11 protein-coding genes and 1 pseudogene are annotated in these 13,094 nt (G+C 61.7%); 10 read left to right on the top strand and 2 right to left on the bottom strand.

Annotated features, from left to right (window positions below; translation table 11 throughout):
* The first annotated feature begins 87 nt into the window (after positions 1-87).
* The 4 genes from AC3EC3_RS12680 (at position 88) to AC3EC3_RS12665 (ending at position 3,341) form a co-directional block, all read left to right on the top strand.
* The gene (locus AC3EC3_RS12680; protein WP_260928176.1) at positions 88-645 is read left to right on the top strand and encodes a peroxiredoxin; all 558 of its coding nucleotides are present in this window, start codon (positions 88-90) and stop codon (positions 643-645) included.
* Between the two features lie 171 nt (positions 646-816).
* A complete protein-coding gene (locus AC3EC3_RS12675) occupies positions 817-2,085 on the top strand; it encodes a protein-disulfide reductase DsbD family protein (RefSeq protein ID WP_488489978.1) in 1,269 nt (422 codons plus the stop codon).
* A gap of 64 nt (positions 2,086-2,149) precedes the next feature.
* Entirely contained in the window at positions 2,150-2,716 is a 567-nt protein-coding gene (locus AC3EC3_RS12670; RefSeq protein ID WP_488489977.1) for an RNA polymerase sigma factor, read from the top strand.
* Positions 2,709-3,341: a DUF1109 domain-containing protein gene (locus tag AC3EC3_RS12665; RefSeq protein ID WP_488489976.1), complete on the top strand. Its 633-nt coding sequence runs from the start codon at positions 2,709-2,711 to the stop codon at positions 3,339-3,341. Before AC3EC3_RS12670 ends, AC3EC3_RS12665 begins: the two co-directional genes overlap by 8 nt.
* A 174-nt stretch (positions 3,342-3,515) precedes the next feature.
* Here the strand turns inward: AC3EC3_RS12665 and AC3EC3_RS12660 are convergent.
* Positions 3,516-3,764: pseudogene (locus AC3EC3_RS12660) on the bottom strand (response regulator transcription factor); the annotation flags it as partial.
* Positions 3,765-4,329: 565 nt separating this feature from the next.
* Between AC3EC3_RS12660 and AC3EC3_RS12655 the strand changes: the two are divergent.
* On the top strand, positions 4,330-5,178 hold the full coding sequence (locus AC3EC3_RS12655; RefSeq protein ID WP_488489975.1) for a hypothetical protein: 849 nt from the start codon (positions 4,330-4,332) through the stop codon (positions 5,176-5,178).
* Between the two features lie 93 nt (positions 5,179-5,271).
* Positions 5,272-5,661 carry a hypothetical protein gene (locus AC3EC3_RS12650; RefSeq protein WP_260928170.1) on the top strand — a complete coding sequence of 130 codons (390 nt, stop codon included), beginning with the start codon at positions 5,272-5,274 and terminating at the stop codon, positions 5,659-5,661.
* A gap of 124 nt (positions 5,662-5,785) precedes the next feature.
* Here AC3EC3_RS12650 and AC3EC3_RS12645 read toward each other — a convergent pair whose 3' ends face one another.
* A complete protein-coding gene (locus AC3EC3_RS12645) occupies positions 5,786-5,986 on the bottom strand; it encodes a hypothetical protein (RefSeq protein WP_260928169.1) in 201 nt (66 codons plus the stop codon).
* Between the two features lie 171 nt (positions 5,987-6,157).
* On the opposite strand from AC3EC3_RS12645, the gene AC3EC3_RS12640 reads away from it, so the two are divergent.
* From AC3EC3_RS12640 to AC3EC3_RS12625, 4 genes are all read left to right on the top strand, one after another.
* Complete coding sequence (locus AC3EC3_RS12640) at positions 6,158-7,423, top strand: YdcF family protein (protein WP_488489974.1); 1,266 nt, start codon at positions 6,158-6,160, stop codon at positions 7,421-7,423.
* A 78-nt stretch (positions 7,424-7,501) separates the two neighbouring features.
* Entirely contained in the window at positions 7,502-9,325 is a 1,824-nt protein-coding gene (locus AC3EC3_RS12635; RefSeq protein WP_488489973.1) for a diguanylate cyclase, read from the top strand.
* A gap of 562 nt (positions 9,326-9,887) precedes the next feature.
* Positions 9,888-12,095, top strand: coding sequence for a TonB-dependent siderophore receptor (locus AC3EC3_RS12630; RefSeq protein ID WP_488489972.1), 2,208 nt, complete (start codon positions 9,888-9,890; stop codon positions 12,093-12,095).
* 144 nt (positions 12,096-12,239) lie between these two features.
* On the top strand, positions 12,240-12,926 hold the full coding sequence (locus tag AC3EC3_RS12625) for a Fe2+-dependent dioxygenase (protein ID WP_488489971.1): 687 nt from the start codon (positions 12,240-12,242) through the stop codon (positions 12,924-12,926).
* Positions 12,927-13,094: the final 168 nt, after the last annotated feature.

Here is a 13,094-nt window from a genome sequence, read left to right as displayed (position 1 = left end):
AACTTTTGACGCGGCTGGAGCGAATAGTCGGATAAGCGTGCCCCGCTGGGTGACGCTTCCCGACCTGTTTACGCTGGAGTATCGCAGATGACGTTTCGCAAGACCCTCGCCGCCTCGCTGGCATTCGGCCTCTCGCTGGCAGCCCTGCCTAGCCCCAGTTTCGCCGCGTTGCCGCAGGGTGCCAAGGCGCCCGATTTCACGCTCCACGCAGCGCTCGCAGGCAAGCCGTTCGACGTGACGCTCGACAAGGCGCTGAAGAAGGGGCCGGTCGTGCTCTATTTCTTCCCGGCAGCCTTCACGTCGGGCTGCACGATCGAGGCGCATCTGTTCGCCGAGGCGACCGACAAGTTCCACCAGATGGGGGCGAGCGTGATCGGCGTGACGGCGGGTAATGTCGAGCGTGTGGCCGAGTTCTCGAAGTCGGAATGTCGTAACAAGTTTGCGGTCGCCGCCGATCCGGGGGCGAAGATCGCCGCACGCTACGACGTGATGCTGCAGGGTGCGCCCAAGGCGATGTCCAACCGCACATCCTACGTGATCGCGCCCGACGGCAAGATCCTGCTCGCCTATACCGACATGAACCCGCAGGCGCATATCGAAAAGACGATGGCCGCCGTACAGGCATGGAAGGCGCACCACGGCTGAAACGAAATCCGGTGAGCATGTCTCACCGGGCTTTCGGCTGAGTTTTGCCCGGCTTTCCGGTTGGGTCAGGGCGTAACGTATCGGTTCACGACGTGCCTTTGCGTGCCCTGGCCAGACCGCTCCGAGCGTCTTCGCTTTCGACTTCACACCCGTTTTTCAGAGAGGCCCACCATGCTGGTAGCCCTGTTGTCCGCCTTTGTCGGCGGGATCATCCTGAACCTGATGCCCTGCGTCTTTCCCATCATTTCGCTCAAGGCGCTGGGCCTTGCCCGGCAGGGGGGGCATCCGGCGAAGATGCGGGCGGAAGGCGTCGCGTTCTTCGTCGGCAGTCTGTTGGCGATGCTGGCATTGGCTGGCGTGCTGATTGCGCTGCGGGCAGGCGGACAGGCGGTGGGCTGGGGCTTTCAACTCCAGTCGCCGGTGGTGGTCGCGCTACTGGTGCTGGTGCTGTTGGGCGCCGCGCTCAATCTCATGGGTCTGTTCGAGTTCGGCCTCGGAATCCAGCGCATGGGCCAGAGCGCGGACGGGCACGACGGCGTGCTGGGCGCGGCGCTGACCGGGGCGCTGGCGGTGGTCGTTTCCACCCCTTGCGCCGGGCCGTTCATGGCGGGAGCCATCGGTTATGCGCTGGTGCAGTCACCGCTGGTGGCGTTGGCGATTTTCGCGGCGCTGGGCGCAGGTGTTGCCACGCCGTTCACGCTGGTTTCGTTCAGCCCGGCATTGGCACGCCGTCTGCCGCGTCCCGGCGCGTGGATGACGACGCTGAAGCACGCGCTGGCGTTCCCGATGCTGGCCGCTGCCGCCTGGCTGGCATGGGTGCTCTCCGCGCAGACCGGGAGCGCCGGACTGGCGCTGATCCTGGGCTGCGCACTGCTGCTGGCATTCGTCGGCTGGGTCTACGGCATTGCACAAAGGCGCAGCATGATGGGACAACCGGCGCGCGTGCAGCAGGGGCTGGTGGTCATCGGCCTTGCCGGTATCGCGGCGCTGGTCGCCACGCCGGGCAGTGTGCTGCGGGCACCGCAAGCCCCGCAGGTATTGCAGGTGGCGGCCGCAACGCCGGGTTCAGGCCCCGCTGCAAGCAGTGCGCCGGTCCGCTGGTCTCCCGAGGCTGTCGCGAAGGCGCAGGCCGATGGTCGCCCGATCTTCGTCGATTTCTCTGCCGACTGGTGCCTGACCTGTAAGGTGAACGAGAAGGCCGTGCTGTCCACCGCCGCCTTCAAGGATGCCATCGCCCGTACCGGCACTACGTATATGGTCGCCGACTCGACCAACTACGATCCCCGGATCGAGACGGCGATGGCGAAGCTGAACCGGTCGGGCCTGCCGCTCTATCTGGTCTATTCGGCGAAGGGTGGCGATCCGGTGATCCTGCCGCAGGTGCTCGATACGAAGACGGCGGTTTCCGCACTGGAGGCCGCTTCCGGTCGAAAGGTTTGACAGGGGTAGGGCGACAAGCGCAGGCCGTCACGCAATGCAGCAAACGAGGTAACGTAACGAAGGCATGGCGCACGACCTGCCCCCCGAACAGGACTGGCCCGGCTTCATGCGCCGGGCTCAGGATGGAGATCAGCGTGCCTACCGGCTGGTGTTGCGGGCGCTCGTGCCGGTGGTGCGGATACGCGTGCGGCGGCGGGTCTTCGACGAGGCGCTGGCGGAGGACGTGGTGCAGGACGTGCTGATGACGGTTCATCGACTGCGGCATACCTATGATCCCGAACTGCCGCTGATGCCGTGGATTTCGGCTATCGTTTCTGCCCGCTCTGTCGATGCTCTGCGCAAGCAGGGGCGTTCTCGGGGGCGGGAAATGACGGCCGACGAAGATCTGGCCACAGCTGTCGATGACAGGGCTGAGCGTGCCTTCGAGGCGATCGACACGGTGCAGGCGGTGGAGGGCATGCTCAAGGTACTGCCCGCCGGCCAGCGCCGGATGGTCGAACTGGTGAAGTTGCAGGACATGACGCTGGACGAAGCGGCAGACGAAAGCCGGCTTTCGGTCCCTGCGGTCAAGTCGCTGTTGCATCGCGCGGTGGTGAAGCTGCGTGAACATGGGAAACGGACACATGGTTGATCACGATACCCTGATCGATGCGCTGAGCGCCGATGCCGGGCCGGTTCGCCGGATCGCGCCGGTCTGGCAGCGCCTGCTGTTGTGGGTTCCACTGGCGCTGGCGCTGGGCTTTGCCGGAAGCCGTCTGGCCTATCGCCCCGGTACCGACTGGACGAGTGCGCTGGCGTGGCTGGCTTTCGCGAACATCGCGCTGTCGCTGACGCTGGGCTTTGCCAGTTTCGCAGCGGGGCTTTCGGCCAGCGTCGCAGGGCGCGGCATTCGGCCGGGCGGTGCAGTGCTGGCGGGACTGGGCGCCGCCTGGCTAGGGCTTTCGGTGTTCACCATGAACCTGCCTGTCCCGCTGCGTGCAACGCCCGAACATGGTGCATCCTGCTTCCTGTTCGTGCTCTCGGCAGGCATCCCGATGATGGCCATCGCGATCCTCGCCCTGCGGCAGACTCGGGCACTGAAGCCTGCGCGGTCGCTGGCGCTTGCAGGGATAGCCATCGCCTTTCAATCCTTCGGGCTGCTGGGCTTCTGCCATCCGGTAGAGCTGTCGCCGATGGATTTCCTCACGCACCTTGCCGCAGGAATGCTGCTCGGCGCGTTTACGGTAGTCCTCGGGCGCAAGGTGATCGCGGCCTGAGGACAGTACGCTCGCAGGCACCGATGAGGAAAAGGGTTGGCCCGATACGCCCCGCCAGGCGTCGCCATGCCATGACCTTTTCCGCTTCCGATGCTGCAGGAGATATGGGCCGGTGGTCCGCGATGCGTCAGGAACCCCTACCTGACGATCGCTTGATCCCGGCGTTCCGGGATTTCAGACGTGCTGCGGCTGTACGTTCAGCAGGCCACGGCTGAGAAGATGCACGATCATGTGCGTGCGGTTTCGTGTTCGCGTCTTGAGACGCACGTGTTCGACATGCCGGGTGACGGTACACGCGGCGATGTCCAGTTCGCGGGCAATTTCCTTTGCCGACATGCCCGCGGCGACGAGTTGAAGCACTTCCACTTCGCGCGATGTCAAATGATCGCACTCCATTATCAGGTCTTCCATTGTCACACCCTCCTGCTTTTGACGACTCGACTGGTGTCATTTGCGGACTGTGGTTTAGCGCCGTTAGGCAAATTGCGTAAGTATCATCTGTGCCTGATTGCACTCGCTACAATAGCGTTCAACATCGGGACGGCGAGAAAATAAACAGAAAATGGTCTGTTTTCCGATACATCAAAACAGAGGTCGGCAAAGTCTGTCCTCAATTTGACCCATTTGACGATGGCCGGAATCGCGCTCAAGTTACATACATCGTTACCACGGTTAACCAGCAAATCAGGATTTTCCTGAATTATTAGTTTGCATGCGAAAGTATTGGCATGTGGGCGTTGCCGGGGTCGTGAAGCGATGGTCTCGGTTTTTCGTGTCCCCGGTTTTCGTGCCAGCCCGGTTTCGGGGCAACTCCGTTCTGGAGGTGAGCGCGGCTGGGCAAGGACATGCCGCTTGCCGGGTATCCGACATGCCACACCCGTGGGCACGCCGTTTTCGGGCGCTGCGTTCGGTTGGCCTGTCGATGCAGGGAAGCAGGACCGGGTGATCGTCCACTTGCCCGCAAGGGCAGACAATAGGGGTTACCGTCATGAAAGGATATCTGCGCCCGCCCTTCGCCGCCCTGTCGCTTTTGCTGGCGACTACCGTCTCCGGTGCGGCCCTTGCCCAGACGACGTCTGAAAGCGGCAGCAACGCTGCGGCCAACTCCGGCTCGCAATCGCAATCAGCCTCGTCCAGCAACCCAACCAACGTCAATGCCCCGGTCAACCAGCAGGGCAATCTGACCTCGACCAGCGCATCGGGATCGAATGCCTGGTCTGGCTCGACGTCCGGTTCCAATTCGGATCAGGGCCAGACCCAGGGCCAGGAGGCGAACAACGCGCAGACCCAGTCGCAGGGCCAACTCGCAACGAACGAGCAGGGCGTGGCGATCACGTTCAACTCGACGACGCCCCGAACCCAGAAGGTCTATACCAACAGCCCGGTGCCGCTGGCGGCATCCAGCAGCTTCAGTAGCGACTATTGCGGCGGCACCGCCAGCGGCGGCGCCAGCGTGGCCCCGATCGGCATCAGCTTTGGCGGCGCCGGGCCGGTGTTCGACAAGTCCTGCCAGTCGCTGCGCCGGGCAGAGAAGTTCGGCATGGCGGCGGCCAACGCGTCCAACCTCGGTCAGGCGGAGCTTGCCGGGCGGCTCATGTCGATGATGATCTGGTCGATCTGCACGGCGGACAGTTCGGGGCCAAAGGGCGACAAGGCCACCGCGCGCGCCTGCGATGCGCTGGGCCTGCTCGGCAGCATGGGCTCCAGCCAGCCTGCACCCGCGCCTGCGCCCGAACCTGCCGTGCGCAGCTCTGACGGGCATCCCACCGCAGAGGCCGCGACGCGCCAGCCGCCGATGGCCGCGCTCGATCCCAAGCTGGAGATGATCGCCAAGTAGGCGGTGCCTCCCAGTTACCGGTTTCGCGGGTCCGATCACGGGGCGACGGTCCGCGAACTCCCTCAAGCCCCCTGCATGTTAAGGAGAAGGATCATGATGAAGAAGGCACTTGTCATTCTCGCCGCCGGCATGACTCTGGCATCCCCCGCCATGGCCGCTCAGGCCGGGCTCGCCATCGGTGGCGCGTCCACCTCGTCGGGCAGCAGCGCCAGTGCGGCCAGCATGGGCAGCAGCGGCTCGGTGCTGTTCGGCTCGACGGTGCAGCAGTCGACTTCGGCCGCGAATTCCAACGGTTCGGGCGTGGCACTGATCAACGGCAACAACACCAGCAGCTCCACCAACCATACGTCGAGCACCGGCCAGCAGGGCTCGTCGGCCTCGATCGGCTTTGCCGGTTCGGGCAATGGCAACATGGCAGGCGCGACCGGCGGCTCGACGGCACAGACCGTGCTGGGCGGAGGCTGGGTCTTCCTTCTTCCCTGACGGGAAGGCGGGAGGTTCCCCCTCCCGATCCAGAGCCATCCCAAACCCCGGTTGGCTCGGAGGTGCAGCGGGCATTCGTGTCCGCTGCACTTTCGTTGTCTATTGGTATAGCGGCGATCGGGTTTCAGGCCTTGGGTGTTACCCAGACTTCGACCGGGGTGATGAATTTGCCGGGGGCCGGCTTGCCGACATGAACACGGTCAGCCGTGACCTGCTCGCCGGTTTCAAGGTGGAAAGTGACCCACGGCTTGGGCATCCGCTCGAACTTGAGCTTCTGGATGGCAAGGCCGGTGGTGGTGTTCATGATGGTGGCGATGATGCTCATCGCGGGCCCGTTGGCGAGCAGGTGGTGTCGGCGTCCAGCCCGCCTTGCGCGTTATCGGTGGATGATGGCTTCAGGGCAGTTCTACCCCCGCTGTGCGCGTATCAATGCGATTCAGTTGCCCAGCAGCGAAAGCGCCGTTCTGGTCGAGCGAATGGTAGGGGGCACGCCGCCTTGGGCGGCGAATTACCTGACCCGGAGTGCTTTTTCGTTATCTTGTCATACGTTTGCGGCTATGCAGTGGGCATGCGTAAAGTGGTTTCCCTCAGCATTTCGGCTGTTCTTCTCGCCTTGTCGCCGATCGCGACGAGCGCTGCCCCCGTGCCTGCATCTATGCCGGAAGCGGTGCATGACCGGACGATTGATATGCTGTCCCGCAAGCTTTTCCCTGTTCTCGACGGGATCGGCAAACATCGGGAATGGCGCGACGATTTTCTTCGGGCACCCGGTGTCGCGGGGATGCTAAAGGCACGCGCCGATCGGTTTGCCGATTGTAATACGGATCTTATCTGCCTGACGAAGGCCATGATCTGGTTGAGCGGTGAAGAAGATGTGCTGGCCGCCGCAGCTCCGGATGCGGCGAAGGGGGGCGATCCCGCGCAGGAAGCGCCATCGGCTGCCATTCACCGCGAGCTTGAGGGCGTCAATGTCATTTTGCGTACCTACGGGCTCGGGGCCGTTCCGGCGTATCCTCTGATCGATGGGCCGGGCACGATCGATCCGGCCGAGCAGCAGGCTCGCCTGAAAGCGGCGGCTTGGCTTGCCCAGACACCACGCGGCGGGTCGGCACAGGCGATCGATCCCTCTGTCGACTTCGCGCTGGCCCTGCTCGACGGCAGCGATCGGACGGATGCCATTAGTTTCGAGCCGCTGGATAGCGGTGAGAATGCCGCTGCGATAGCGCGTGCCCGGCATCTGGATTGGGGGCGCTGGCGTTACAGCGCGATGATCGTCACCGGTGTCGGCCCGGAAGTGGAGGGCATGCCGCTCAGCCCCATGGGCAAGTATCATCTGCGTCTGGCGGCGCAGCGCTTCGCGCAAGGCGGTGTGCCGTTCATCATCGTTTCTGGCGGCCATGCACATCCGCGTGGCACACTGTTCGCGGAGGCCGAGCAGATGCGCAAGGCGCTGATCGAGCGTTATGGCATCCCCGCCGATGCTATCGTGATCGAACCCTATGCCAGGCACACGACCACTAACTTGCGCGATGCGACGCGGGTGCTGCAACTCATGCATGCCCCGCTCGACAAGGAAGCGGTGGTCGTGTGCAACCCTGGGCAGAGCAGTTATATCGGAAGTCCGGCTTTCGTGGATCGTAACGAGAAGGAACTGGGCTATCAGCCGGGCAAGGTGGTTCGACGCATTTCGCCAACCGAAGTGGTGTTCGTGCCGTCAGCCGATTCCGCGCGAATCGACCCGCGTGACCCGCTGGATCCATGACGATAAAAAGGTTTGCAATCCCACGAATGGTTGGCCCGCATTAACGCCATGATAAGGCTATTCCTGTAGGCGCTTTTCATGTTTTCTTCGCTTTCCGCCCGGATCGCCGCCATCGGCGTGATCGTTATAGCCGCTCTGGGCTCTTTCGCGGTGATTCTCGCAGATGCCTCGCAACAGACGAGCGACAGCTTGCGCTGGATGTCTCATTCGGTGGAGATTATCGAACTCACGCAGCACACGCTGGGGGAAATGCGCGAGGCGGAATCAGGAGAGCGCGGCTTTGTCATCACCCGTGACGCACAGTTTGCAAAGGCGTTTGATAAGAGCCTTGGCGATATGAAGGCAAATGCTGCCCGTATTGTGGCGCTGACTGCTGACAATCCGCTCCAGCATGGGCGCGCCAAAGAACTGGCTACCCTTCTGGATGATCGTGCAACGCTTCTGCGCCGCCCGCTGGATCTGGCGCGAAAAGGCGATTTCGAAGGGGCAGAGGCCGCCGTGTCTACGGGCCAGGGGCGTGAACTGATGGATGCCATCGGTGTGCGCGCGCAAGTTTTCCTGGACGAGGAGCGTGCGTTGCAGGCCGCGCGCACGGGTTCGGTGGAGATGAGGCTGGGTAGCAACCAGCGGTTGGCCTTGATTGGTGCGTTACTGGTAGGCCTTCTGGTCGCGATCGGCTGCTTTGCCTTGATCCGTGGTATCCGTCGCCCCGTTGAAGCGATGCTGCGAGCAATGGCCGATCTTGGCGGCGGACAGCGCAAGGCGCGTATCGACACTGACATGGGTTCCCAGGAATTCAGCCGTCTGGCGAAGCGGTATAATGCAATGGCCGATCAGCTCGAATTTGCAGTGGCCGATCAGGTGGATAGCGAAGAGCGACTGCACGTTGCCAATGCCGAATTGCAGCGTAACAGTGAGGTGCTGCGCGAACGTGGCGACGTCATCGAGCTTCTTGGCGGCATGGCGCATCGCATGCAGGCGGCACGTACCGACGACGAGCTTGCGCAAATCATTCGTGTGTTCGTTCCGCGTGTGCTTCCCGGGATTCCGGGCGCGCTCTATGCACACAACAATTCTCGCAATCTGTTGATTCCGATTGCCGGTTGGGGTGGTATGGAAGTTGGACGAGAAGGCTTTTCCCCTGATCAATGCTGGGCGTTGCGCCGCGGGCAAAGCCATGGTGTTGTCGAACCGGGCAGCGATATCGTCTGTGGGCATGCCAGTGAGGACGAGATCTATCACTGCGAGCCCTTGCTCGCTGGCGGTGAAGTGATTGGCGATTTGTACTTGCGTGGAAAGGTAGATGTCGAAAATCGCTTCCGCCTCACGGTTCTGGCCGAAAACATCGCCTCTGCCCTGGTCAATCATCGCCTCCAGCGCTCTTTGCGTGAGCAGACCATTCGTGACCCGCTGACCGGGCTGTTCAACCGTCGTTACATGGAAGAGGCGCTGACACTGGAGATCGCACGCGCTGCGCGCTCCGGCGCGCCGCTCAGTCTTGTGATGTGTGACGTCGATCATTTCAAGCGGTTCAATGACGAGTTCGGGCACGATGCTGGTGACGCCGTGCTGCAGGCGGTGGCGGCCGAGATGAAATCCCTGTTCCGTAACGGCGATGTTGTGTGTCGTTTCGGCGGCGAGGAGTTCACGATCATTGCGCCCAGCTCGGCTGCAGACGCGTTGCTCGCCCGCGTTGAGGAGGTGCGTCAGGCGATCAGCGAGCTCAACGTCCGACAGAATGGGCAGACACTGGGCTCCACCAGCATGTCGTTCGGCGTGGCGGCGTGGAATCCGGGCATGGGGAACGATGGCACGCACCTTATCCAGGCCGCAGACGCGGCGCTGTATGAAGCCAAACGCGCGGGCCGTAATCGTGCAGTGCTCAGCCGGCTTGCTGCATAACTATGGCGAAGTGATTTTTTTCCGAACCGGATAAAGCCGCTAGAATCATATAGCGGCACACGACTTTGACGACCGTCGATCGCAGGGTGACTGGCGCAGGCGTTACCATATCGCCGATATCGGACACGGACACCGCGAACCTTCTCAAGGAAGTCGTGTTGCGCGACCGCCGCGTGGCAGCCTTTGTTGTCGGTGCGGCTTCAGATTTGGCCTGGCTCTGATACGGCCTTAGCGCTGTTCCCAATTGATTGTCTGGGACAGCTGCTGCTGCACCCTTCCGCTAAAATCGGCGTGATCGTGCCCCTTCTGAACCCGGCGGTTTATTCCAGCTGCAGGAAGCGGAGCTATGATCAGCGGTTGCTCGCAGGGTCAGAGGCTGCGCGCTGTCTCTCTCTTTCGAGCGTGTCGCAGCCGTTTTTGCAGGCATGCAGCAATCACAACGTTTCGGATACCACGTAAAATTTGCAACCAAATGAAACAATATCTCTATTGATTCTATTGATACGTATTAGCAATAGCGACGGACCTAAGGCTACAAACGTATCAACAGGGGTTCATCCAAATGAGTAGACATTCCTCCCGCTATGGGGCGGCCGTCGCTGCGCCTGCGTGTCTCGCGCTGGGCTTTGCGAGCTTTACGGCCGTGCCTGCCCTCGCGCAGGATAGTGCAGTCGGTGAATCAAATCCCACGCAGCTGCGCGGCGTGAACGTCACCGATACTGCGGTCGATGATCAGAGTTACAAGCCCAGGCTCGCCTCGCCCAAGTACACGGCGCCGCTGGCCGAAACGCCGCAGACCATCGAGGTCATCAACAAGCAGGTCATGAAGGATCAGGGTGCGACCACGCTGACCGAGGCGATGCGCAACGTGGCCGGTGTAGGCACGTTCAATGCTGGCGAAGGCAACGGTGGCCCGATCACGGGTGACTCGCTGTATATGCGTGGTTTCGATATGTCGAACAGCATCTATGTCGACGGTATCCGCGATCTGAGCGGCGTAACTCGCGATGTTTTCAACACCGAGCAGGTTGAAGTGACCAAGGGCGCATCCGGCTCGGACTACGGTCGCAGCTCGGCGGGTGGTTCGATCAATCTTGTGACCAAGCAGCCGACGCTGGAGAACAGCCTCGATGCCAGCGAAGGCGTTGGCATGGGCGATTACTACCGCGGAACGGTCGATCTCAATCGCAAGCTTTCGGACACGGCGGCGTTCCGTTTGAACGTCATGGGCCAGGATGCTGGTGTAGCCGGTCGCGATCATGTCAAGAACAACCGCTGGGGGCTTGCGCCGTCGGTCGCTGTTGGTCTGGGTACCGATACCCGCGTTTATGCCGATGTGATGTATGTCGAGCAGTACAACCGCCCCGACAGTGGCCTGTCGACGGTCGGCTGGCCCGGCTTCAGCGATAGCTCGTACAGTTCGGCTTCGAAGGTCAATCACAGCAACTATTACGGCGCCAGTGACTCGCACGACAATTCGAAGACGACTTCGGCCACGCTGAAGGCCGAGCACGATTTTGGCAGCAATTTCACCTTGCGCAACACGTTCCGCTGGAGCGATGTGTCGCAGGATTACCTCGCAGTGACAGAGGGCGTGGCGACGCTGGATGCGGACGATCCCAGCGCTTCGACCACCACTCGGCTTGGTGCAGCCAAGCAGCTCAAGAACACGGTTCTGGCGGACCAGATCAATCTGACGGGCAAGTTCGATACCGGCAGCATTCATCATAACATCAGTGTCGGCGCTGACCTTTCGCGTGAAAAGCAGACCAACTATGGGCTGACCAAGACCGGCACGCTGACCACCCTCAGCCTCTATGATCCCGAATACACCGCAAGCGGTGTGACGGTGGTGCGCAGCGGCGACAACAGCTACTGGCAGACTGATACAGTGGGCGTCTACGCCTTCGACACGGTGGATCTGACCAAGCGGCTCTCGCTGGATCTCGGTGGACGCTACGACCACTACAAGACCACCTATGACACCAGCACGTCGAACCTCACCGGCAAGGGCGATCTGTGGACCTACAAGATCGGTGCCGTCTACAAGCTGACCCATTCTGGCAACATCTACGCCAACTATGCGGTTTCGGCCCAGCCTCCGGGTGCCCAGGGCAGCTTCAATGCCTATTCGCTGTCCTCGGCGACCAGCAGCGCCAGCGATCCCGACCTCAAGCCGCAGAAGGCCCGGACGCTGGAAGCCGGCACCAAATGGAACCTGTTCCATGACTCCCTGCTGCTGACGGGGGCGGTGTTCCGCAGCTGGATCTACAACGAGGTCTATGCCGAGGATGATGGCACCTACTCGCAGATCGGCAAGAAGCGTGTTACCGGCGTCGAACTGAGCGCGACCGGCCAGATCACCCCGGACTGGAACGTGATCGGTTCCTACACGCACCAGAAGACCGATATTACCGTTGGTGCCGCGACGGCGCAGGACGGGTCTTCGACGCTGCCCTATGCACCGAAGGACGCGGCTTCGCTGTGGACGACTTATCGCACACCGATCGGCCTCACCGTGGGTGGCGGCGCGCGTTACACCAGCAGCATCCTGCGGCAGTCGAAGCTGGCCACGACGCCTTACGAAATGCCTTCGTACTGGGTGTTCGACGCATTGGCGACGTACAAGATCGACAGTCATGCCGATGTTCAGCTCAACGTCTATAACCTCTTCAACAAGAAGTACATGACATCGTTGAACTACCTTGGCTATCGCTATCAGCCGGGTCTTGAGCGTTCGGTGCGTGTGACGTTGAACGTACACATGTAATCGGTTCTGCGTCAGCTAGGCTGGCGGTCGTCGACCCAGGATCTGTCGCTGGCGCCAAGCGACATGCATCCTGCACACTCCCCGTCGTCTCCGGGCGACGGGGTATTTGCGAAAGCTGACTGGCGCGACAGGAACCATGAAGTCATGATGTTGCATATCCCCGGCGTCCTTACCCGTGAGCAGGTGAGGGCCATGCGTTCCGCGATCGATGCTGCAGATTGGATCGATGGGCGTGCGACGGTTGGCAGTCAGGGTGCTCAGGTGAAGCGTAACCGCCAGCTGGCTGAAGATTCAACAGTCGCACAGGAACAGGGAAAAATCGTTCTGCAGGCGCTGCAGGCGAACGCGACGTTTTTTCGTGCAGCCTTGCCGGCCAGTTATATGCCGCCGCTGTTCAATCGCTATGCGGGAGAGGCAGGGGAGGGCTATGGCCTGCATGTTGATGGATCGCTGCGCGGCGTGCCGGGGTCGCCAGTATGGCTGCGTACCGACGTTTCCAGCACATTGTTTCTGTCAGACCCCGATGAATACGATGGCGGCGATCTGGTGGTCGTCGATACCTATGGCGAACACAGGGTGAAGCTGCCGGCCGGAGATCTGATTCTTTATCCAGCGACCAGCCAGCATCGGGTGGACCCGGTAACGCGCGGCGAACGGATTTGCTCGTTCTTCTGGACGCAGAGTCTCATCCGCGACGATGCGCGCCGCACGCTGCTATTTGAAATGGATCGGGCGATCGACAGCCTGCGGCAGCGTTGCGGGGACAGTCCGGAGACGGTCGCCCTTGCAAGCCAGTATCATAATCTGTTGCGCATGTGGGGAGAGCCGTAGAACGCTGGCGGGCTCCGTAATCCTGAGATTTTGTCGGTTTCGTATGGGGTTATGAACGGTCATTCATAATTGTAATCGCAATCAAATGAATGACGCCTCGGTAGATTTACGCGTATTGCTGCTACGCAACAAAAACGATTCGCTGTCCATGTTCCGCCATTGGGCATG

The organism is Novosphingobium sp. BAM6 (genome assembly GCF_057784955.1).
This window is presented reverse-complemented; position numbering and strand designations above follow the sequence as displayed.

Excerpts from the sequence above, each read along its gene's own strand:
- AC3EC3_RS12680 (WP_260928176.1), top strand. The coding sequence starts at position 88 with ATGACGTTTCGCAAGACCCTCGCCGCCTCGCTGGCATTCGGCCTCTCG.
- AC3EC3_RS12675 (WP_488489978.1), top strand. The coding sequence starts at position 817 with ATGCTGGTAGCCCTGTTGTCCGCCTTTGTCGGCGGGATCATCCTGAAC.
- AC3EC3_RS12670 (WP_488489977.1), top strand. The coding sequence starts at position 2,150 with ATGGCGCACGACCTGCCCCCCGAACAGGACTGGCCCGGCTTCATGCGC.
- AC3EC3_RS12665 (WP_488489976.1), top strand. The coding sequence starts at position 2,709 with ATGGTTGATCACGATACCCTGATCGATGCGCTGAGCGCCGATGCCGGG.
- AC3EC3_RS12655 (WP_488489975.1), top strand. The coding sequence starts at position 4,330 with ATGAAAGGATATCTGCGCCCGCCCTTCGCCGCCCTGTCGCTTTTGCTG.
- AC3EC3_RS12650 (WP_260928170.1), top strand. The coding sequence starts at position 5,272 with ATGATGAAGAAGGCACTTGTCATTCTCGCCGCCGGCATGACTCTGGCA.
- AC3EC3_RS12645 (WP_260928169.1), bottom strand. The coding sequence starts at position 5,986 with ATGAGCATCATCGCCACCATCATGAACACCACCACCGGCCTTGCCATC.
- AC3EC3_RS12635 (WP_488489973.1), top strand. The coding sequence starts at position 7,502 with ATGTTTTCTTCGCTTTCCGCCCGGATCGCCGCCATCGGCGTGATCGTT.
- AC3EC3_RS12630 (WP_488489972.1), top strand. The coding sequence starts at position 9,888 with ATGAGTAGACATTCCTCCCGCTATGGGGCGGCCGTCGCTGCGCCTGCG.
- AC3EC3_RS12625 (WP_488489971.1), top strand. The coding sequence starts at position 12,240 with ATGATGTTGCATATCCCCGGCGTCCTTACCCGTGAGCAGGTGAGGGCC.